22 protein-coding genes are annotated in these 21432 nt (G+C 62.7%); 14 read left to right on the top strand and 8 right to left on the bottom strand.

Translation table 11 applies throughout. From position 1 onward, the window contains the following. Nucleotides 1–69 precede the first annotated feature (69 nt). From FF80_RS11575 to rsmA, 6 genes are all read left to right on the top strand, one after another. On the top strand, nt 70–1140 hold the full coding sequence (locus FF80_RS11575) for an LptF/LptG family permease (RefSeq protein WP_035100453.1): 1071 nt from the start codon (nt 70–72) through the stop codon (nt 1138–1140). Further along, complete coding sequence (locus FF80_RS11570) at nt 1137–2204, top strand: LptF/LptG family permease (protein WP_035100452.1); 1068 nt, start codon at nt 1137–1139, stop codon at nt 2202–2204. Before FF80_RS11575 ends, FF80_RS11570 begins: the two co-directional genes overlap by 4 nt. Further along, a complete protein-coding gene (lptD, locus tag FF80_RS11565; RefSeq protein ID WP_152558355.1) occupies nt 2201–4501 on the top strand; it encodes an LPS assembly protein LptD in 2301 nt (766 codons plus the stop codon). The genes FF80_RS11570 and lptD overlap by 4 nt, the downstream gene beginning before the upstream one ends. A gap of 102 nt (nt 4502–4603) precedes the next feature. Further along, nucleotides 4604–5509: a SurA N-terminal domain-containing protein gene (locus tag FF80_RS11560; protein WP_160172830.1), complete on the top strand. Its 906-nt coding sequence runs from the start codon at nt 4604–4606 to the stop codon at nt 5507–5509. Between the two features lie 40 nt (nt 5510–5549). Further along, on the top strand, nt 5550–6554 hold the full coding sequence (gene pdxA, locus FF80_RS11555; protein WP_035100448.1) for a 4-hydroxythreonine-4-phosphate dehydrogenase PdxA: 1005 nt from the start codon (nt 5550–5552) through the stop codon (nt 6552–6554). Beyond that, nucleotides 6551–7396: a 16S rRNA (adenine(1518)-N(6)/adenine(1519)-N(6))-dimethyltransferase RsmA gene (rsmA, locus tag FF80_RS11550; RefSeq protein ID WP_035100446.1), complete on the top strand. Its 846-nt coding sequence runs from the start codon at nt 6551–6553 to the stop codon at nt 7394–7396. The genes pdxA and rsmA overlap by 4 nt, the downstream gene beginning before the upstream one ends. A gap of 8 nt (nt 7397–7404) precedes the next feature. On the opposite strand, the gene FF80_RS11545 is transcribed toward rsmA, so the two are convergent. From FF80_RS11545 to fabD, 8 genes are all read right to left on the bottom strand, one after another. Then, nucleotides 7405–8637 carry an MFS transporter gene (locus tag FF80_RS11545; RefSeq protein WP_035100444.1) on the bottom strand — a complete coding sequence of 411 codons (1233 nt, stop codon included), beginning with the start codon at nt 8635–8637 and terminating at the stop codon, nt 7405–7407. 64 nt (nt 8638–8701) lie between these two features. Then, entirely contained in the window at nt 8702–9340 is a 639-nt protein-coding gene (gene gmk, locus FF80_RS11540) for a guanylate kinase (RefSeq protein WP_035100442.1), read from the bottom strand. A 9-nt stretch (nt 9341–9349) separates the two neighbouring features. Then, nucleotides 9350–10240 (bottom strand): YicC/YloC family endoribonuclease, encoded by an 891-nt coding sequence (locus FF80_RS11535; RefSeq protein WP_244445764.1) that lies wholly within the window; start codon nt 10238–10240, stop codon nt 9350–9352. Further along, a complete protein-coding gene (gene mltG, locus FF80_RS11530) occupies nt 10237–11352 on the bottom strand; it encodes an endolytic transglycosylase MltG (RefSeq protein WP_052153441.1) in 1116 nt (371 codons plus the stop codon). The genes FF80_RS11535 and mltG overlap by 4 nt, the downstream gene beginning before the upstream one ends. A 177-nt stretch (nt 11353–11529) precedes the next feature. Beyond that, nucleotides 11530–12792 carry a beta-ketoacyl-ACP synthase II gene (gene fabF / locus FF80_RS11525; protein WP_035100494.1) on the bottom strand — a complete coding sequence of 421 codons (1263 nt, stop codon included), beginning with the start codon at nt 12790–12792 and terminating at the stop codon, nt 11530–11532. Between the two features lie 39 nt (nt 12793–12831). Further along, complete coding sequence (locus FF80_RS11520; RefSeq protein WP_035100440.1) at nt 12832–13068, bottom strand: acyl carrier protein; 237 nt, start codon at nt 13066–13068, stop codon at nt 12832–12834. 215 nt (nt 13069–13283) lie between these two features. Then, nucleotides 13284–14021 carry a 3-oxoacyl-[acyl-carrier-protein] reductase gene (gene fabG, locus FF80_RS11515; protein WP_035100438.1) on the bottom strand — a complete coding sequence of 246 codons (738 nt, stop codon included), beginning with the start codon at nt 14019–14021 and terminating at the stop codon, nt 13284–13286. A gap of 56 nt (nt 14022–14077) precedes the next feature. Then, on the bottom strand, nt 14078–15028 hold the full coding sequence (gene fabD / locus FF80_RS11510) for an ACP S-malonyltransferase (RefSeq protein WP_035100436.1): 951 nt from the start codon (nt 15026–15028) through the stop codon (nt 14078–14080). Between the two features lie 266 nt (nt 15029–15294). On the opposite strand from fabD, the gene FF80_RS11505 reads away from it, so the two are divergent. From FF80_RS11505 to alr, 8 genes are all read left to right on the top strand, one after another. Further along, on the top strand, nt 15295–16002 hold the full coding sequence (locus tag FF80_RS11505; protein ID WP_035100434.1) for a TetR/AcrR family transcriptional regulator: 708 nt from the start codon (nt 15295–15297) through the stop codon (nt 16000–16002). Nucleotides 16003–16071: 69 nt separating this feature from the next. Beyond that, a complete protein-coding gene (locus FF80_RS21915) occupies nt 16072–16215 on the top strand; it encodes a hypothetical protein (protein ID WP_160172829.1) in 144 nt (47 codons plus the stop codon). An 82-nt stretch (nt 16216–16297) separates the two neighbouring features. After that, on the top strand, nt 16298–16678 hold the full coding sequence (locus FF80_RS11500; protein ID WP_035100432.1) for a VOC family protein: 381 nt from the start codon (nt 16298–16300) through the stop codon (nt 16676–16678). 278 nt (nt 16679–16956) lie between these two features. Further along, on the top strand, nt 16957–17364 hold the full coding sequence (gene rpsF, locus FF80_RS11495) for a 30S ribosomal protein S6 (protein WP_035100430.1): 408 nt from the start codon (nt 16957–16959) through the stop codon (nt 17362–17364). 18 nt (nt 17365–17382) lie between these two features. Next, nucleotides 17383–17637 carry a 30S ribosomal protein S18 gene (gene rpsR, locus FF80_RS11490; protein ID WP_035100429.1) on the top strand — a complete coding sequence of 85 codons (255 nt, stop codon included), beginning with the start codon at nt 17383–17385 and terminating at the stop codon, nt 17635–17637. A 226-nt stretch (nt 17638–17863) separates the two neighbouring features. Further along, entirely contained in the window at nt 17864–18436 is a 573-nt protein-coding gene (rplI, locus tag FF80_RS11485) for a 50S ribosomal protein L9 (protein ID WP_035100427.1), read from the top strand. A 367-nt stretch (nt 18437–18803) separates the two neighbouring features. Then, on the top strand, nt 18804–20288 hold the full coding sequence (locus tag FF80_RS11480; RefSeq protein WP_052153440.1) for a replicative DNA helicase: 1485 nt from the start codon (nt 18804–18806) through the stop codon (nt 20286–20288). Between the two features lie 2 nt (nt 20289–20290). Next, complete coding sequence (alr, locus tag FF80_RS11475) at nt 20291–21421, top strand: alanine racemase (RefSeq protein WP_035100425.1); 1131 nt, start codon at nt 20291–20293, stop codon at nt 21419–21421. Nucleotides 21422–21432: the final 11 nt, after the last annotated feature.

The following is a 21432-nucleotide window of genomic DNA, read 5'->3' as shown; positions in this document are numbered from 1 at the left end:
AGTATCCCAGTGTCGACACAATCCTGAACCGGACATAAAAGCGGCGCTTGTAGACGCCATGGGTGCCGTATGAAGCGACTAACCGCCTATCTGTCTCGCCTGTTCGTCATCGATGCGATGATCCTGTTCGGCGTGGTGTGCGTGCTGCTCTGGCTGGTCAATTGCCTGCGCTCGTTCGACGTGGTGGCGGTGAAGGGGCAAGGGCTGGTGACGCTGGCGCTGCAGGCGCTGCTGACCATGCCGCCGCTGGCGCTGACCTTCTTTTACGTCTGCATGGGAATCGGGCTGGCGCGGGCGCTGCTGGCGTTGCAGGCCAGCCGCGAATTGCACATCATCCATACCAGCTATGGCCTGCCCTCGCTGTGGCGGGCCACGGGTGTGGTGGCGGTGGCCGGTGTTCTGGCGGTGTTGCTGATCTCGAATTTTCTCGCGCCAATGGCCCACAAGCGCCTCAACATTCTTTCGGCCAGCGTGGCCGCCGACCTGATCAGCACGACGCTGAAGCCAAAGCGCTTTACCCAGGTGACGCCGGGCGTGCTGCTGCTGATCGGCGGGCGGGTGGGCAATGGCGAAATCACCGAATTCTTTGCCGATGACCGGCGCGACCCGGACATGCGTCACACCTACATGGCCGATACCGCCCGCGTCTCCTCTGATGGCGAGGGCTATGTCATCGAATTGTATGACGGGGCGCTGCAATATACGTCGAGCACCGGGCAGTTCTCGGAAATTTCGTTTCGCCGGTACGACCTCAATGTCGAGCGGCTGTCGCAGGCTACCGGGGCCGTAGACCCGTTGCTCGAAACCGACAGTATCTCGCTGGTGGGCGCGGCGCTGGCCAGCGGCACGTGGCCGCCCGAACTGGTCAAGGAGCTTTCCAAGCGCATGTTCGAAGGGCTCAAGGTGGTTGGCATCTGCATGCTGGTGCTGGCGATCTGCGGCTTTCCCAGCGGGCGGCGGACGCGCTTTGCACTGCCGATGGAAGTGGTCGTGATGCTGCTGGCCTTTGTCGAGCTGGGCGTCAGCGCCTATAGCCCGCTTGGGCCCTCGACCGGAGCGTTGCTGATGATGGTGGTGGGCGGGACAACTCTGCTGATCCGGGCCCGGCCGCGTCACCCCGGCGCGGTGGTGCCAGCATGACCCGGATCGACTGGCTGGTGCTGTCGCGGCTGGCGGGCCGCATAGGGGCGACCGTATTCGTGTTCTACGGAATCATCACACTGGTGGAATCGCTGGACACGGGGCGCTTCAATTTCGTGGCTGAAAGCCGGGGCACGGCGATGGCCTTCCTGATGGTGGCCATGAGCGGGGTGCGCTGGACTATCAAGACGCTGCCGGTGACGGTGTTGATGGGCGCCATTGTGGGTTTCATCGACCTCAAGGCGCGGCATGAACTAACGGTGATCAAAAGCAGCGGTTTGTCGATCTGGCGGATCGTACGCGCGCCGACGATCGCCCTGATGCTGGTCAGTTTCGTGATCGCGTTGGGGGCAGAAACGATCAGCACGCAGATCAATCGCGAACTCAATCCAACGCCCCCGGGTGAAGCCTCGATGCTGACTCCGGGCGAAATCTGGCTTGAGCAGCGATCGGGGGATACGCGCTATGTGATGCTGGCGACCGACATGCGGCCGGGCGGATCGGTATTGGGCAATGTGACGGTGTTCAACCTGAGCAATGCCCCAGACCATCGAATCGAGGCTCCCGAGGCGCGGCTGGAAAATGGCTATTGGGTGCTGCCGACAGCCATAGTGCGGAATCCCGACACGCCGCCGCATGAGGTTTTCAACTACACATTGCCCACCACGTCGACGCCCGCCGAGGTCAATTTGCGGCTAGCGTCCACCGAGGACATGACGTTTTTCGAGCTTGCGCGCCTGTTGCAAACCGGGGTGGCGGACAGCGCAATCCGCAGCGCAGCGTCGATGCGGCTGATCAAACTGCTGGCTCTGCCGCTGGTGCTAACAGGTTCGCTGTTCATTGCTTTTGCGTTTACCGCAGGTTATCGAAGGTCGTCTAATTTTGGTCCCGCGGTTCTCTATGGGATCGTGCTTGGGTTTGTTGTGTTCGTGATTACCGAGATGGCCGACCGGGCCGGGTCGACCGGCGTTCTCGATCCCGCGTTTGCCGCAGTCGGACCAGCGTTCGTGGCCATCGTCATTGGCGTGACGGTGCTGCTGCATAAGGAAGACGGGCGTACGTGAGTAAGGGCTGGGGCACACATATTCGATCGTCGCTCCGTCTGGCAGCCGCCGGCGCAGCACTTGCTATTGCCCTTAGCGGCGGCGCGATGGCGCAGGGTCTGCTTCCTGCCGATTTCTTCAATGCCCCGATCGACCCCAGCGCCCCGACAGGCGTCGAGGCGGACAATCTGGCGTTTGACGGCAATACCAATATCATCACTGCCAGCGGCAATGTGGTGGTCACCCGCGGCGGCTACACGCTGAGCGGGCAGAACCTGGTTTATAACCGGCTGACCAGCGATGCGCATTTCGTGGGCGCCGTCACCATCCGCGATCCGTCCAATAATGTCACCGAAACCAACGACCTGCAGCTGACCGGCGGCATGAAGCAGGCGCTGCTCGATGCGCTGACCATTACCAGCTATGACGGCGCGCGGATCACGGCGGACAGCGCCGATTACGCGGCCGCGCTGCAGACCGTATTGAACAACGCCACCTATGCCCCCTGCGGGGAATGTGTGGATGACAAGGGCCGGCGCATTGGCTGGTCGATGCATGCCAACCGCGTCACGCAGAACAGGGCGGATGGTTCGCTGGCGCTGGAGCAGCCAAGCCTTGCCGTGCTGGGTATCCCGGTGGCATGGCTGCCCTACCTTTGGCTGCCCGATACCAGCGCGGGAACCATTGCCGGGCTGCGCACGCCTTCGTTCGACTATAGCGAAGAAATCGGGCTAAAGGTCGAAGTGCCTGTGGCGGTCTACTCGACGCGGTGGACCGAGGTGATCCTGACGCCGACGCTGCTGACCGGCCAGGGCTTCCTGATGGGCGCGGAGTGGATCCAGCGTTTCGACAACGGCTCGTTCAACATCAAGGTGTCCGGCCTCTACCAGTTCAATCCCGGTGCGTTCAGCTTTTCCGAAGCACAGGAGGAATGGCGCGGGGCGCTGCAAAGCTCTGGCGAATTCCGCCCGATCGAGGACTGGACGGTGGGATGGTCCTATACCAAATTTACCGACGCGGCCTATCTTGAAGACTACCGGATGACCACGGCCAAATCGTCGGTCAACGAAGTCTATGCCACCAATTTGACGCCCGACACCTATATCGACGTGCGGATGCAGCAGTTCAATCAATTGGGTGACGTGACCGATGCCAGCCAACGGCGGCAAGCCAAGGCGCTGCCCAATGCCCGGTTCGAGCATTTCATCGAAATGGCCCCAGGCATGGGGCGGTTCGAGATCAGCGGACGGCTGCTCGGTGTGCGGCGGGACGATGACGCACTCACCGGCGCCAATGGCAAACCCTACGACCTCGGCTATTCCGGCGATAAGACCCACGCGGTATTCCAGGCGGGCTGGCAGAACCAGTGGATTGGTGCGGGTGGTTTCGTGGCGACGCCCTATCTGGGTGGCCGGGCCGATGTCGCCTATTACGATGGCACCAGCGCCGCCGCCGGTGCGCCGGGCGAAACGACGCTGTGGAGTGCGACCCCGATTGCGGCGATGGATGTGCGCTTCCCGATGGCGGCCAGCGATGGCTCGACGGTGCAGCTGATCGAGCCGATCGGCCAATTGGTCTATCGCGGGTCGGACACGACGGCGGTGGGCATTACCAATGACGATGCGCAGAGTTTCGTCTTCGATGACACAAATTTGTTCAGCTATAACCGCTTCAGCGGCAGCGACCGGCAGGAGACGGGCCTGCGCGCCAATATCGGCGGGCGCTACCAGGCCAATTTCGTGGATGGCTCCTATCTCGAATTGCTGGGCGGTCAATCGTTCCACCTGGCAGGCGCCAATGCCTTTGCGGCCCCGGACCAGGCGCAGACGGGCGTGGGCGGCGGGCTGGAAGACGAGACATCCTATGCCGTGCTGGGCGCCTATGGCGTTTTCTCACCTGGTTTCAAGGTGGGCGGCAAAGTGCAGGTAAACACTGACGATTGGCTGCTGACGCGCACCGGACTGGGCGTGACCTATAGCAATGCGGGCTATTCAGCGAAGGTGGACTACAATTACATCGCGGCCAACACGCAGGCAGGGGTAGTCAAGGACCAGCAGGAAATCGGGCTGGAACTGGGTGTGCCGCTGATGGATTATTGGCGCGTCACCGGCAATACCTATTGGGACATTACCAATAGCAGCTGGCTGCAAGTAGGCGCGGGCCTGACCTATGACGATGGCTATGTGGTGATTGGCGCCACTGCGACGCGCACCGGCCCCACCCATACGAGCCCCGATGACATGCGCTTTACGGGCAGCTTCCGGCTGAAAACGCCAGCGGGGCTCGATCTGGGACTCATGGGCTCCACTACACGGTAGTGTGTATTGCGGATTTTGGCCGCAATCATGGGGCAATTGACACCGTGCTTTTCCCGCCGCATTGAGAGCGGGCACGAATTCTTGGACAGGCGGAAGACGATGATGGCATTGCAACACTTTGGACGCGCAGCGGCCGCAGCGATGGTTGGCCTGGTCTTGACCGTGGCCATGGCCGCGCCCAGCCTGGCCGCGACTGTAGTGACCGTCAATGGCACCCCGATCACCGACACCCAGGTCGATCAACGGCTGCGCCTGTTCACCATGGAAGGCAACAAGACCGGCCGCAAGGGCGCGACCGATCAGCTCATCGACGAAGCCTTGCAGATGGACGAGGCCAAGCGCCTGGGCATCACCGTCTCCAATGCGCAGATCGATGAAGGCCTGCAGCAGGTGTCGCGCAACATCAAGATCAGCCAGGATAAGCTGATCCAGTTGCTGCAGCAGAACGGCGTTGGCATCGAGACGCTGCGCGACCGTTTGCGCGCCGCCATTGCCTGGAATGCGGTAACCGAGCAGGCGATCATGCCGCAGGTACGGATTTCCGATCTCGAGCTGGACCAGAAGGCTGCAAGCCAGGTCGCCGCCTTCCAGACCTACGACTATATCCTGAAAGAAATCATCTTCGTGGCCCCCGGCGGCCAGGGTGCCGGTGGCCGTACGGCGCAGGCCAATCGCTACCGCTCCAGCTTTGCCGGCTGCGACAGCGCCGTGCAGCTGTCGCTGAGCTATACCGATGCCGCCGTGATCGATGTCGGCCGCCGCCACGCCACGCAACTGCCCGAAGCCATCGCCAAGGAGCTGGCGGGCCTCAATGTGGGCGGCATCACCAAGCCGCGCGTGGTGGATACCGGCGTCTCCATGCTGGCGGTCTGCCAGAAGACCCAGGCGGAAGACCTGACCTTCATCAAGGGCGATCTGGAAGCCGAAGCGGGCACCAGCGCCCTGCAGCAGCAGACCACCAATTACCTGGCCGACCTGCGCAGCCGCGCCAAGATCATCTACAACTAAGCCACTGCCCGGAAACGGGCAGCTGGCGACCGACGGGGGCATGATGAGCAAGCCGCTGGCCATCAGCATGGGCGAGCCGGCCGGCATTGGCCCGGATCTCATCCTGTCGCTCTATGCACGTCGCGCCGAACTGAACCTGCCGGATTTCTGCGTGTTCGGGCATGTGGAATTCCTCAAGGCGCGTGCCGAGCGGCTGGGGCTGTTCTTCGATATCGCGGCGACGGGTGCAGCCGAGGCGAGTACGGTATTTGCGGGTGCCCTGCCTGTGGTACCGGTCGAGGGGTTGGTTTCGGATCACCCCGGCAAGGCCAGCCCATTGGCGGCGCATGCGGTTATCCAGGCGATTGCGGATGCTGTCGAGGCTACATTGGCCGGGACGTGCCGCGGGCTGGTGACGGCGCCGATCAACAAGGCCAGTCTTTATCATGCCGGGTTCAAGCATCCGGGACATACCGAATTTCTGGCCGAGCTTTGTGCGGGCGGGGGCGTGCCGAAACTGCCGGTGATGATGCTGGCGCATGGGGGCTTGCGCGCCGTGCCGGTAACGATCCATGTGCCGATCAAGGATGTGCCCCGCTTGCTGACCAAGGAATTGATCGTGGAAACGGGGCGGATCGTGGCGCATGACCTGCGGCAGCGCTTCGGCATTGCCAATCCCCGGATCGCCATTGCGGGGCTCAATCCGCATGCCGGCGAAGGCGGGGCCATTGGGCGGGAAGATCTCGAAATCGTTGGGCCTGCAGTGGCCGAACTGCAATTCGAGGCGATCGATGCTGTTGGCCCCCTGCCCGCCGATACCCTGTTCCACCCCGCCCATTGGGCCAATTATGATGCGGTTCTGGCTATGTATCACGATCAGGCGCTGATCCCGATCAAGACTATTGCCTTCGAGGATGCGGTGAACGTGACCCTTGGGCTGCCCATCGTGCGGACGTCGCCGGACCATGGCACGGCGTTTGATCTGGCGGGGACTGGCCGCGGTTCGGACAAGAGCTTTCTGGCGGCGATCCGCATGGCCGATGCAATGACGGCGCAGGCCGCATGAGCCAGATCGACAACCTGCCACCACTGCGCGAAGTCATTGCCGAGCATGGACTGCGCGCCAAGAAGGAATTGGGGCAGAACTTCCTGCTCGATCTCAACCTTACGGCCCGCATTGCCCGGGTCGGCGGATCGCTGGAGGGCGTGCGGGTCATTGAAGTGGGGCCTGGCCCCGGCGGTTTGACGCGCGCCCTGCTGGCCGAGGGCGCCAGGGAAGTTATCGCCATTGAACGGGACGCGCGCGCCCTGCCCGCGCTGGCGCAGATTGCCGAGGCTTATCCGGGCCGGCTGACGGTAATCGGTGGCGATGCCATGGAGATGGATTACCGGCTGCTGGCCGATGGGCCAACGCGGATCATTGCCAATCTGCCATATAATATCGCGACGCCGCTGCTGACCGGTTGGCTGACCAGCGACCCGTGGCCACCCTATTTCGAGAGCCTGACGCTGATGTTTCAGCGTGAGGTGGCCGAGCGGATTTGTGCTAAGGCGGGCGACGATGCCTATGGGCGGCTGGGCGTGCTGGCGGGTTGGCGAACCGATGCGCGGATTGCGTTCAATGTGGGTCGGCAGGCCTTTGTGCCACCGCCCAATGTGACCTCCGCCGTGGTGCATCTGGTGCCCAAGCCGGTTGCGGGTGATGTGACGGTCAAGGACCTGGAGCAGGTGACCCGCGCGGCCTTTGGGCAACGGCGCAAGATGGTGCGGCAGAGTCTTAAAGCTACGGGCGTGCCGGTGGATGCCCTGCTGGCTGCTGGCGGGCTCAAGGGCGATGAGCGGGCCGAGGAATTGCCGGTTGATGTGTTCCTGGCGATGGCGAAGGCGCTGCCGGGGCTCAAGCGCTAGGGCCGGCCTTACAGCCCAGCGGGTGGCTCAGCGGGTTTTTCGGCTATGGGCAGTGGCGGCAGAGCCATAAGGCGGATGGCGACCAGCATGGCGGCGACGATGGCGCCACCGCTGACCAGCATGACGCCGGTCCACCCCCAGGCGACCCAGGCATAGCCGCCCAGCGTGCCGAGCACGGACGAGCCCAGATAATAGGCGAAGAGATAGATGGCCGAGGCCTGGGCGCGGCCAACCACGGCACGGCGGGCGACCCAGGCGCTGGCTATGCCATGGGCGGCGAAATAGCCGATGGTGGCGATGGCGAGCCCGGCGATGATGACGGGCGTCGATGGCACGATGGTGAGGAATACGCCAACGGCCATGGTGAGGACCATGGCCCAGAATACCTTGCGACGGCCAAGACGTTGAGCGAGGCCGCCGGCCCAGGCGGAACTGAAACTGCCGAGCAGATAGACCACGAAAATGGCCGAGATGGCGGTGTGGCTCATTGAAAATGGCGGCAGAGCGAGGCGGAAGCCGGCGTAATTATAGAGCGTGACGAAGGAGCCCATCAGCAGGAAGGCTGAGAGGAAGAGCCAGGGCAGGCCCTTGTCGCGGAACTGGAGGGCTATGAGCCGGGTGAGGTCGCGGGCGGAGAGGCGGTTGCGCGCGGAATTGTGCGGCTTGGGGAGCAGGAGCACGACGATGAGGGCGGCTATCGCGATGGCGGCGCCGAGGATGGCAAGGGCGGGCCGCCAGCCCAGGGAATCGGCGAGAATGCCGGATACGAGCCGCCCGGCCATGCCGCCAATGGCGGTGCCGCCGATATAAAGGCCCATGGAAAAGCCCAGGGCGTCGGGGTCCATCTCTTCGGCAAGGTAGACCATGGCCACGGCGGGCAGCCCGGAGAGGGTCAGGCCAATCAGCGTGCGGATGGCGATGAGCGTGGTCCAATTGGGGGCCAGCGGCAGGAGCAGCCCGAGGCCGGCGGTGAGCAGAATGGCCCAGACCATGAGCGTTCGGCGCCCGAGCCGATCGGAGACCCAGCTGGCGAGCAGCAGGGCGATGGCGAGAATTGCCGTGGTTGCCGAGAGCGCCAGCGAGCTGGCGCCGGCGTCGAGGCCGAACTGCTCGGCGAAGATGGGCAGCAGTGGTTGGACCGAATAGAGTGTGGCGAAGGTGGCGAAGGCCGCGAGGAAGAAGGCGATATTGGCGCGGATGAAAGCCGGCGTGCCGCGCTTGATGGTGGTGGGTGGGGTCATGCTGGCACGACCTCGTGGTTCGACAGGCTCACCATGAGGTCTACTGGGAGCATGGCCCGACCTCTCAAAGAGAATCGATCTGGCTCTGCAAGTCTTTGACGAAACTGCTCAAATTGAGCTGGCGGTCGCGTTCCAAACGGGAGGAAACCAAAATGGAGCGCACGCGCTGAGTGGAGGCCTCGAGATCTTCATTGACGATGACATAGTCATATTCGTGGAAGTGATCCATTTCGTCGCGGGCGTTCTGGAGGCGCTTTTCAATGGTGCCGACGCTGTCCTGGGCGCGACGCTCGAGACGGGCGCGCAACTCCTTGATGGAGGGCGGCAGGATGAAGACCGTCACCATGTCCTTGCGGCTATTGCGGTAGAGCTGAAGCGTGCCCTGATAGTCGATGTCGAACAGGATGTCGTTGCCGGCAGCCAGTTGCTCTTCGACGCGGGCGCGGGGGGTGCCGTAGAAATTGCCGTGCACCTCGGCCGATTCCAGCAGTTCGCCATCGGCCTGCATGCGCTTGTAGGTGGGCACGTCGATGAAGTGATAATGCTTGCCATCAACCTCGTCGGTGCGGCGCGCGCGCGTCGTGACCGAGACAGAGAGCCTGATATTGGGATCGGCGCCGAACAGGGCGCGTGAAATGGACGACTTGCCCGCGCCCGACGGCGAGGCGATGACCAGCATGACGCCGCGGCGCTGAAATTCCATCGCCAAATCCTATTCTATGTTCTGCACTTGCTCGCGTAGTTGATCGATCGCCGCCTTGAGGTCAAGGCCGATAGAGGTGAGCTCCACGGCATTGGCCTTGGCACACAGCGTATTGGCCTCGCGGTTGAATTCCTGGGCCAGGAAATCGAGGCGCCGGCCGGCCGGACCACCCGCAGCGATCAGTTGGCGGGCGCTGGCGATATGGGCGGTGAGGCGGTCGAGTTCTTCGCGGATATCGGCCTTGGTGGCCAGCAGCAGCGCTTCGTGGGCGAGGCGATCATCGGGGACGGCGATATCGGCGGTGAGCTCGGCAAGCTGCTGGCGCAGGCGGGTCAGGATGGCGTCGCGGCTGCGGGCGGGGTGGGCCTCGGCGCGGGCGACCAGAGCCTCGATCTCGTCGAGGCGTTCAAGAAGCACCGCGGCGATATGCGTGCCTTCCTGGCGGCGGGCGAGGACGAGATCGGCCAGGGCCCGGGCGACGCTGTCGAGAATGGCGGCGGCGAGAGCTTCTTCGGCGGCGGGGCCCATGGGGCGGTCGCGCTGTTCAAGGACGCCCTTGAGGCCGAGAATGCCATCGAGGCGGGGCCGGCCGGCATCGATCCGGCCAGAGAGATCAGCGAGCGCGGCCAGCACGGTGGCGAGGGCCTGCTGATTGACCAGTAGGTCGCCCCCTGCCCCATCGCGTTCGACGGAGAGGGTGAAGGTGATCGAGCCGCGTGACAGGGCCTTGCCGATGAGCTGGCGGATATCACCTTCAAGCGCGTCGAAGCCGGGCGCGAGGCGCATGCGGATATCGAGGCCGCGTCCGTTGACGGATTTGACTTCGCAGGTGAAGGACGCGCCAGGCGCTGCGCCGGTGGCGCGCGCATAGCCCGTCATGCTGGCGAGCGAATGGCTCACGGAGTTGCTGGTGCGCCGGCGGCCTCTTCGGCCTCCAGCGCCTGCCGGGCGGCCTCGGCATCGGCCTCGGCCTGTTCAGCAGCGGCGCGCGCGATCTCGCGATAGCGGGCGACATTCTGCTGGTGCTCGGCATAGGTCTCGGCAAACACATGGCCTTCGGCAGGCGTCGCACCCTTGGCCACGAAGTAGAGATAATCGTGGCTATCGGGATGGGCGACGGCCTTTAGGGCTTCGACGCCGGGATTTGCAATCGGCGTCGGGGGCAGACCGTCGATCTGGTAAGTATTGTAGGGCGTCTGGGCCTCGATTTCGGAGCGGCGCAGGCCGCGCCCGAGATTGGACTGGCCCTTGGTGATGCCATAGATGATGGTCGGATCGGATTGCAGCCGCATGCTTTCGCGCAGGCGATTGACGAAGACGGCGGCAACCTGCGGCCGCTCGCTGGCGACGCCGGTTTCCTTTTCGACGATCGAGGCCAGAACCAGCATCTGCTCGGGTGTTTCCAGCGGCAGATCGTCCTGCCGGCCGGCCCAGATGGCAGCCAATTCAGTGGTCATCGCCGTCTGCATCTTGTCGAGCACGGACTGGCGGGTATCGCCGGGCATATAGTCATAGCTACCGGGAAGGATGGAGCCCTCGGCGGGCAGGGAGGTGACTTCGCCCACCAGATTACTGTCGCCATTGAGGCGCTGAATGGCATCCCAGGAGGTCCAGCCTTCGGGAATGGTCACCGCATAGCGGATCGGATTACCCTCGGTAATTTCCTTGAGGATTTCGGCCATGCTGGCGCCAGCGGGAATGCGGAAATCGCCGGCCTTGATATTGGCCTGGCGTTCCAGCGCCCGGCCACCGGCCTGGAAGATGAAGCGGTTGGAAATCACGCCCTGTTCTTCGAGGCGCTGGGCGGTGGAGGCCAGCCCGCTGCCCGATTCGACGCGGAAGGTGGTGTCTTCCTGCAGCGGGCCATCGCCGTAAAATTGGGACGCGCCATAGAGCAGGACGCCGCCGGCGAGTAGCAGTCCGAGCACAAGCAGGGTCAGAAAGCCGTTAAGGATATCAACGAAGCCGTTGCTGGAGCGGCGTTTCGGCCGCCTGGCCTTGCGTTCATTCATCGTGATGCATCACCACCCTGGGAGCCCGTTCGCAAGCGGTTGCGGCGGGTCTTGTCATCGATCTGGCGCCAAACGCTGGGCCTGTAATTGGCCGTATTGTTCGCATGCGGCCATGCAAAGGCAATAGGGCACGCCGTTCCTGGCCCGCGATGTGAACGGCTTTGTTGGCGGAGAAGGTCAGTGGACCTTGCGCATCACCAGGGTCGCGTTGGTGCCGCCAAATCCAAAGGAGTTGGAGAGCGCGACGTTGATCTCTTTCTTGAACGCCTTTTTGGGCACAAGATTGATCACGGTATCGACCGAGGGATTGTCGAGATTGAGGGTGGGCGGCGCGATATTGTCGCGCATGGCCAGCAGCGAGAAGATGGCTTCGACCGAGCCGGCAGCACCCAGCAAATGGCCGATGGCCGACTTGGTGGAACTCATGGCGACGGTGGAGGCAGCATCGCCCAGCACGCGGGTGACCGAGCCAAGCTCGATTTCGTCGCCCAGTGGCGTCGAGGTGCCGTGGGCATTGATATAATCGATCTCGGCGGGGGTAATGCCGGCGCGCTTGATGGCGGCCTGCATGCAGCGGAAACCGCCATCGCCGTCCTCGGAAGGGGCAGTGATGTGATAGGCGTCGCCCGACAGGCCATAGCCGATGATTTCGCCATAGATCTTGGCGCCGCGGGCCTTGGCCCGCTCGTAATCTTCGAGCACGACAATGCCGGCGCCTTCGCCCATGACGAAGCCATCGCGATCCTTGTCATAGGGGCGCGAGGCAGCGGTCGGATCGTCGTTGAAATTGGTGGAGAGCGCACGGCAGGCGGCAAAGCCCGCCATGGCAAGGCGATTGACGCAGCTTTCGGTGCCACCGGCAACCATCACGTCGGCATCGCCCAGGGCAATCAGGCGGGCTGCGTCGCCAATGGCGTGAGCGCCGGTCGAGCAGGCGGTGACTACCGAATGGTTCGGCCCCTTGAGGCCGAAGCGAATCGACACCTGGCCAGAGGCCAGATTGATCAGCCGGCCCGGAATGAAGAACGGGCTGATGCGGCGCGGGCCCTTTTCGTGCAGGGTGATGGAGGCTTCGTAGATGCCCCCGACCCCGCCGATGCCAGAGCCGATCAGGACGCCGGTGCGTTCCTGATCTTCCTGGGTCTTGGGCTCGACGCCAGCATCCTGGATGGCCTGGGTTGCAGCGGCCATGGCGTAGACGATGAAATCGTCGACCTTGCGCTGCTCCTTGGTGTCCATCCAATCGTCGGGATTGTACTTGCCGTCGGCATAGGCGCCGAGCGGCAAGCGGTGGGCAATCTGGCAAGCAATATCGTCGACCCGGAAGTCGTCGATGCGCTTGGCGCCGCTTTTGCCGGCCAAAATATTGGCCCAGGTGGCTTCAACTCCGCAACCGAGGGGCGTAACGAGGCCCAATCCGGTGACGACGACGCGGCGCATTTCCATACTCTACCTGCCTATCCCAGCTGGCCCTAAGGCTTAGCCGACGGCCTTGGTGAGGAAAGAAACAGCATCACCGAAAGTCTGGATCGACTCGGCGGCATCATCCGGAATCTCGACCGAGAATTCTTCTTCGAAAGCCATCACCAGCTCGACCTGATCGAGCGAATCGGCGCCCAGATCGTCGATGAAGCTGGCCTTTTCGACCACTTTCTCGGCATCCACATTGAGGTGTTCCACAACGATCTTGCGGACCCGATCAGCGACATCGCTCATATTTGACTTCCCTTTTAGAAATCGACGTTTCGTTTCGCTTCTTATTGGCGCAATGCCAAATCTTCAAGCATGGTTTTGGCCTGCACAGAGGCAATGTAAGCGGCCTTTCCGGCGCTCGCAAGACGGACCGGCAGAGGTTACCGCGGGGCGAGGTAGCACGTTTTTTCGAGGTTAGCCATAAGGCGCACCCCCCTAAAACCGGGCTTTTCCGCAGATCAGATCATCGCCATGCCGCCATTTACGTTCAATGTATGCCCCGTGACATAGGCCGCAGCGTCGCTCGCAAGGAAGACTGCACAACCCGCAATTTCCTGTGCAGTTCCCAAACGGCCTGCCGGAATTGTCCCCAGGATAGCGTCGCGCTGCTTGTCATTGAGCTCATCGGTCATGGCCGAAGCGATGAAACCTGGCGCGATGGAATTGACGGTGATGCCGCGCGAGGCGACTTCATGGGCCAGCGCCTTGTTCATGCCGATCAGGCCGGCCTTGGAGGCAGCATAGTTGCCCTGCCCCGGATTGCCCATGACGCCGACGACCGAGGAAATGCCGATGATGCGGCCGTAGCGCTGCTTCATCATTCCACGCAACACGGCGCGGGTAAGGTGGAAAGCGGCAGTGAGATTGACCGCCAGCACCTCGTCCCATTCCTCATTCTTCATGCGCATGAAAAGATTGTCGCGCGTCATGCCGGCATTGTTGATCAGGATATCGATGCCGCCCATGGCCGCCTCGGCGGCAGGCACGAGCTTGTCGACTTCATGAAGCTCGGACAGGTTGCAGGGCAGAACCGGGCTGTCCTTGCCAATTTCCTTGGCCACGTCTTCCAGCGCACCGACGCGGGTGCCGCTGAGGGCGACGGTGGCGCCGGCTTCGGCCAGAGCCTTGGCAATTTCGCGGCCAATGCCGCCGCTAGCGCCGGTTACCAGGGCACGCTTGCCAGTCAAATCAAACATTTAGGTCTCCTCCACGGAGAAAGTGAATCAAGGGCTTCAGGCTTGAATCAAGTTGCTTAAGCGGTGAGTTCGGCGACGAAAGCATCGATATCGGCCGGTGTGCCGACCGCGCTGGCGATGGCCTCGGCATTGATGCGTTTAGCCAGGCCCGTGAGTACCTTGCCGGTACCCAGCTCATGCAGATGGGTCACGCCAGCCTGGGTGGTCAGCCAGGTGACGCTTTCGGTCCAGCGGACAACGCCGGTGACCTGCTCGACCAGACGCTGGCGGATTTCGGCGGGGTCGGAAATAGGAGTGGCGAGCACGTTGGCAACGAGCGGCACGACGGGGGCCTGCATGCCGACTTCGGCCAAAGCCGCGGCCATGGCGTCGGCGGCCGGCTGCATCAGCGAGCAGTGGAATGGTGCGCTGACCGGCAGCAGCAGCGCGCGCTTGGCGCCTTTGCCCTTGGCGATCTCAACGGCCCGCTCCACCGCGGCAACGGCACCGGAAATAACGACCTGGCCCGGCGCATTGTCATTGGCAACGTCACAGACCTCGCCCTGCCCCGCCTCGGCGGCAACGGCGCTTGCCGTTTCGAGGTCAAGACCAAGCAGAGCCGCCATGGCGCCATGGCCGACGGGGACGGCCTTTTGCATGGCCTGGCCGCGCGTCTTGAGCAGGCGGGCCGTGTCGGACAGCGAAAATGTGCCGGCGGCGCAGAGCGCGGAATATTCGCCAAGCGAATGTCCGGCGACATAGGCGGCGTGATCGGCAAGCGTTACGCCTTTGGACTGAAGCACACGAATGACTGCCATGCTGACCGCCATCAATGCCGGCTGGGCATTTTCAGTCAGACGCAGTATGTCCTCGGGCCCCTCGAACATGATGGCCGAAAGGCGCTGGTTGAGCGCCTCGTCGACTTCCTGAAACACGGCGCGTGCTTCGGGATAGGCCGCCGCAAGATCTTTACCCATGCCGACAGCCTGGCTGCCCTGGCCGGGAAATGTGAATGCGCGCTTGGTCATGATATGGCCCCCCTTGCGATCAGTTAGACAATTCGCAACCCGACTGTCCAGTTGCGCGGCGTTTGGCCGGACTCTGTGGCAGAGTCAAGGCGTAAGGTCACCCGGCGGCCGCAGCGCAGAGGGAGCGAGGTCTGCCGCCTTCCCTCGCCGGCGCAAGTGGCCACTCCGCCGGAGGCTGGTTGTGATTTTACAGACTGACCGTCAGTCTGTTATGTCGACTTTCAGCTCGTTCGGCTTGGCCGGACAAAGGTTCGCAAGGTTAAGACATGTCCCGCATCATCAAAAACCCAACGGTTCGCCGCGCCGACCTCATTGCGGCGGCACAGGCATTGTTCTTCGAACATGGCTATGACGCGACCAGCGTCGAGGACATTATCGGCCGCGCCGGGCTCTCCAAAGGCGCGTTCTACTACTATTTCCCATCCAAGGAGGCTGTGCTCGAGGCACTTGCCGAGCAGATGGCGCAGGAGGCCGCTGCCGAGACGCAGGCCATCGTCGCCGACGAAACGCTCAACGGCTTCGAGCGGCTGGACCGGTTTCTCAAGCATAACAGGCGATTGAAGGTGGAGCGCGCGCCTGAAGCGCTGGCGCTGTTCGAGGCGCTGTTCCGGCCGGAGAATATCGCGCTTTACCACCACGTGTTCAGAAGGGTCAGCCGCGTGATGACCCCGGTCATGGCGGAAATACTGCGGCAGGGCATGGATGATGGTAGCTTCTTGCCCGGAGACGCCAACGCCATGGCAGAGATTCTGCTGGGCCTGACGACGACCACGCATGACAGCGTGGCGGCGTTGGTGGGCGCCACGTCCGACGAGGCTTTCAAGAGCGCGGCGGCGGCCTTCCAGCGGCGCTGGATTGCGCAGGGCATCGTAGCCGACCGTATCCTGGGCCTGCCCGAGGGCAGCATCCAGTTTATCGAACCCGGCTTTGCCGAGGCTTTCTTTGCTGGGTGGCGGCAGAAACGGGCCGGCTGATACGGTTCTCCATCCATACGCTGGGTACCCGCGGCGACATGCAACCCTATCTGGCACTGGCGCGGGGCGGTGAGCGATCTCGCCGCCGCTTTCCGCGCCATGGACGAGCCAGCGGTGCGGCAGCGGGCGGCGGCACTGGGGGCTGCTATCGCCAGCGAGAATGGCGTGGGCAGTGCGATGGAGTTTATCGAAAAGCGCCTGGCAGGCCGGTAGGATGCCCTGCGGATCACGTTTACACCGGATTGGCGAAGGCGTAGCCTGTGGACTGTGACAGCTCTCAGAAAGGGAGGAAGTTATGCTCACAGATCATCGTGCCTACGCAACCATCCCGGCTGCAGACATGACCCGGGCAAAATCCTGGTATCACGACAAACTTGGGCTCTCGCCCGCCATGGAAGACGAGATGGGCTGCATCTACAAGGTTGGCGGAGGCACCAGCTTCCTGCTCTACCCAACGCCCAATGCCGGCCAGGCGCCCAATACCTTGCTGTCCTTTGCCACCGATGACGTGGAGGCAGAGGTCCGCGACCTGCGCAAGCACGGCGTGAAGTTCGAAGACTACGACATGCCGGGCCTCAAGACCGTCGATGGAATTGCCACAATGGGCAAGTTCCACGCCGCATGGTTCAAGGATTCGGAAGGCAATATCCTTGCCGTCGGGGACGAACCGAACTGAGCCAATCCCCCAAGTGAGCCGGACCTGCGTTCATTAGCCCGGCTCCCGCGCCGCCAAACCGGCATTTCCGCTTGATTTGAAGACCGTTTGGCCCTAAGGGGTCGCCAGCAATTCGTTTGGCCGGGGGCTGAACGGAGGGTTCGTTGTTGACGAATAGGGCTTATGCCCGGCCTCCCGTGTTCCCGCTCTTTGCAAGACTGCTTTGACGCCTTTCCGGCTTCAAGGAGGCTCCGCGCCCGACATTGCATGTGTGTTAAACCACGAAGGAAGGCGCATTCATGGCCCTTTACGAGCATATCTTCCTGGCGCGCCAGGACGTATCGCAGCAGCAGGTCGAAGAACTGACCGCTGCGCTGACCGAAGTCCTCGCCAATGGCGGCGGCAAGGTCACCAAGAACGAATATTGGGGCCTCAAGGGCCTCTCCTACCGCATCCGCAAGAACCGCAAGGCTCACTACACGCTGATGAACATCGACGCACCGGCACCCGCCGTTGCCGAGATGGAGCGCCAGATGCGCATCAATGAAGACATCCTGCGCTTCATGACCGTGCGTGTCGACGAGCTGGAAGAAGGCCCATCTGCCATGATGCAGAAGCGCGATCGCGACGACCGTGACGGCACCCGTCCGGATCGTGGCGGTGAACGCGGTGGCTTCAGCGGCGAACGCCGCCCGCGCCGTTTCTAATATAAGGACTGAAAAGCTATGGCTATCAAAGACCTGACCACTGCCCAGGCCCGCCGTCCGTTCCAGCGCCGCCGCAAGACCTGCCCGTTTTCGGGTGAAGGCGCGCCAAAGATCGACTACAAGGACGTGCGCCTGCTGAGCCGCTACGTTTCCGAGCGCGGCAAGATCGTGCCGAGCCGCATCACCGCCGTTTCGGCGCTGAAGCAGCGTGAACTGGCACGGGCGATCAAGCGCGCCCGCTTCATCGGCATCATGCCGTATGCCGTCCAGTAAGTTCGCTGGGCTGGCGATCTAGCGGCGGTTCGCTGCGCTTCCGGTGCTCACGTACATTAGTACGTTCCGCTCCGGTTCTCGCGAACCACCACTATCTCATCCAGCCCAACGACTTCCTGTTTGGCCTACTTGTGCCTCTCATTTCTTGAGGGGCACAAAGTTGGGGTTGCGGATGGTCCGTGGCTCCTAACCGTCCGAGAGACGGGACAGCCCAAAGGAATCTTAAATGAAAGTCATCCTGCTCGAGCGCATTGGTCGCACCGGCTCCATCGGCGACGAAGTCAGCGTGAAGGACGGTTTCGCCCGTAACTTCCTGCTGCCGCAGGGCAAGGCGCTGCGCGCCACTGCCGCCAACCGCCAGAAGTTCGAGGCCGAGCGCGCTCACATCGAACAGCGCAATGAAGACCGCCGCAAGTCGGCCGCCGGCATTGCCGAAGGTCTGGACGGCAAGGTCGTCGTGATCATCCGCCAGGCCGGCGAAACCGGCCAGCTCTACGGTTCGGTCGCTTCGCGCGATATCGTGGAAGCCCTGGCTGCCGAAGGTTTCACCGTGCAGCGTTCGCAGATCGACCTCGCAGACCCGATCAAGTCGGTCGGCGTGCACACCGTGCCGCTGAACCTGCATTCGGAAGTTGCCGTATCGATCTCGGTCAACGTCGCCCGCTCGGAAGACGAAGCGGCCCGCCAAAGCGCTGGTGAAGACGTGACCGTCACCCAGTATGAAGACGACGTTGAAGGCGACTTTGCTGCCGGCCAGAAGGACGCGCAGCAGGACGACCGTTTCGACGACGAAATCTAAGGCTCAGCCTTTGACGGATTGGAAAGCCGGGCCTTGTGCCCGGCTTTTTTGTTTGGGAGACAGCGAGCCCGAGACAAAGAAGACCCCATGGTGAGCCTGTCGAACCACGAGGTCGGGCGAGTGGAGGCTTGGGTGCCACGACCTCGTCCTTCGACAGGCTCAGGATGAGGTCTACTGGTGCCGAGAGACTCACTTACGGCCATGACCGCGCCGCTTTCATTTGCAACTGAGTGAGTCTGTTATACCCGTAAACCACACAGTTCACTGGCCCCGACTGTGGGCAATTAACCAAACATAGACCTGCTAAAGTTAGGCATCGACTCGCGGCGCAGCGCGGTTAAGACACGTTAACTTATAGGGGGAAAGAATGGCAGAGATCGCACGGCTGCATAGTGCCGAGGACAAGTCCTTCCGCCTGGCCCCGCACAATGTGGAGGCCGAGCAGGCGCTGCTGGGCGCTATCCTGCTGAACAATGACGCGTTCTATCGGGTGTCCGACTTTCTCGAGCCCGAGCATTTTTACGAGCCAATCCACCGCGACATCTATGAGCTGGTCGGCAAGATCATCCGCGCCGGCAAATCGGCTGACCCGACCACCATCAAGACCCACCTGCCCGACCAGCTGCTGCCTGAAATGACCATGGCGCAATATCTGGCGCGCATGGCGGCGGAAGCCACCACCGTGCTTAACGCGGCCGATTATGGCCAGGCCATTTATGACCTGGCGATTCGCCGCAGCCTGATCCTGGTCGGCGAGGAGATGGTGTCGGAAGCCTACGAATCCGATGTCGAGATGACGCCGGTCAAGCAGATCGAAAAGGTCGAGGGCGCGCTGTTCCAGCTGGCTGAAAAGGGCCGCTATGACGGCGGTTTCCAGGCCTTCGGCACGGCGCTGCAGGCCTCTATCCGCATGGCGGGCGAAGCCTATCAGCGTGACGGGGGCCTATCGGGCATTGCCACGGCGCTGGATGACCTGGACCGGCAGATGGGCGGCCTGCAGCGCAGCGACTTGATCGTGCTGGCCGGCCGCCCTGCCATGGGCAAGACCTCGCTGGTGACCAATATCGCGTTCAACGTGGCCAAGGCCTATAAAAGCGAGGTGCAGGCGGACGGGCATCTCAAGACGGTCAATGGCGGTGTGGTTGGGTTCTTCAGCCTCGAAATGAGTTCGGAACAGCTGGCGACGCGTATTCTGGCCGAGCAGGCGGAAGTCTCCTCCTCCGACATCCGCCGCGGCAAGATTCACGACAGCCAGTTCACCAAGCTGGTCGATGTGTCCAACATGATGAGCGTGATGCCGCTTTATATCGACGATACCGGCGGTATTTCGGTGGCGCAGCTGGCGGCGCGGGCGCGGCGGCTGAAGCGGCAGAAGGGGCTCGATTGCCTCATCGTCGACTATCTCCAGCTGCTGACGGGCTCGAGCAAGGCTTCGAGCCAGAATCGCGTGCAGGAACTGACCGAAATCACCACCACGCTCAAGGCGCTGGCCAAGGAACTGGAAGTGCCGGTGATTGCGCTGTCCCAGCTGTCGCGCCAGGTCGAGTCGCGCGATGACAAGCATCCGCAGCTAGCGGATTTGCGCGAATCGGGCTCTATCGAGCAGGACGCTGACGTGGTGTTGTTCGTCTATCGCGAAGAATACTATCTCAAGAACAAGGAACCCAAAGAGGGCACGCCCGAGCACTTGGCCTGGCAGAGCGAGATGGAAAAAGTGCACGGCAAGGCGGAAGTCATCATCGCCAAGCAGCGCCACGGCCCCACTGGTACTGTGCAGTTAAGTTTTGAGGCGCAATATACCCGCTTCGGCAATCTGGCTCGGGCGGACTATCTGCCTGAACGCATGGAATAGGCATGGCGCTGACTTCGGGCCTTGGGGGCCAATTGAGCATCGATCTGGGCGCATTGGCCCGCAACTGGCGCGCGCTCGACCGCGTGAGCGCCGGGGCGCTGACGGCTGCCGTGGTCAAGGCGGACGCCTATGGCATGGGTATCACCATGGCGAGCAAGGCGCTGCATGCCGCAGGCGCGCGCTTCTTCTTCGTGGCGACGCCCGACGAGGGCATGGCTGTGCGCGCCGCGGTGCCAGATGCGCATATCTTCGTACTCAACGGGCTCTATCCGGGCGCTGCCAATCTTTATATCAGGCAAAACCTGATGCCGGTGATTTCCTCCGTCGCAATGCTGGAGGAATGGCTGGCCAAATGCGTCGAGCGCAACGAGGCCTATCCCTCGGCCTTTCATTTCGACACCGGCATGAACCGGCTGGGCTTTCGCCTCAATGAAGCCAGCGTAGTGCGCCAGCAGATCGAAACGCTGGGCTATGCGCCGCAAATGGTGATGAGCCATCTGGCCTGCGCCGACACGCCCAACCACGAGAAAAACCGCACGCAGCTGGCGCTGTTCAGCTCGGTGCTGAATCAGTTTCCGGGCATTCCTGCCTCGCTTGCCAATTCGGCCGGACTGATGAGCGGGCGCGACTATCATTTCCAGATGGTGCGGCCCGGCATTGCACTTTATGGCGGCCGGGCGGTGAGCGGGCGCAAGAACCCGATGGCGGCGGTGGCGACGCTGCATGTGCCGATACTGCAGGTGGTCGAGGCCCGCACGGGCGAAACCGTGGGCTATGGCGCCACCTTTTCGCTGTCGCGCAATAGCCGCCTGGCGATCATCGCGCATGGCTATGGCGATGGCTTCCTGCGCTCGCTTTCGGGCACGAATATGCGCCCGGGCGGCAAGGTGGTCATTCGCGGCAAGGTGTGCCCGGTGATCGGGCGGATATCGATGGATACGTCCATCGTCGATATTACCGAACTCGGTTCGGACCTACCTTCGCCCGGAGAAGGCGCCGAAGTGCTGGGCAACCTGATCGGCGCGGATGACCAGGCGGATGCGGCCGGCACGATCGGCTACGAGATCCTGACCTCGCTCAAGCAGGGCCGATACAATCGCAGCTATGTGGGCGACGGCAATCTGCCGGGATAATTGTTCGCTAT

The sequence above is a fragment of the Devosia sp. LC5 genome (genome assembly GCF_000735585.1).
In the GTDB taxonomy this organism is placed as follows: Bacteria; Pseudomonadota; Alphaproteobacteria; order Rhizobiales; family Devosiaceae; genus Devosia.
This window is presented reverse-complemented; position numbering and strand designations above follow the sequence as displayed.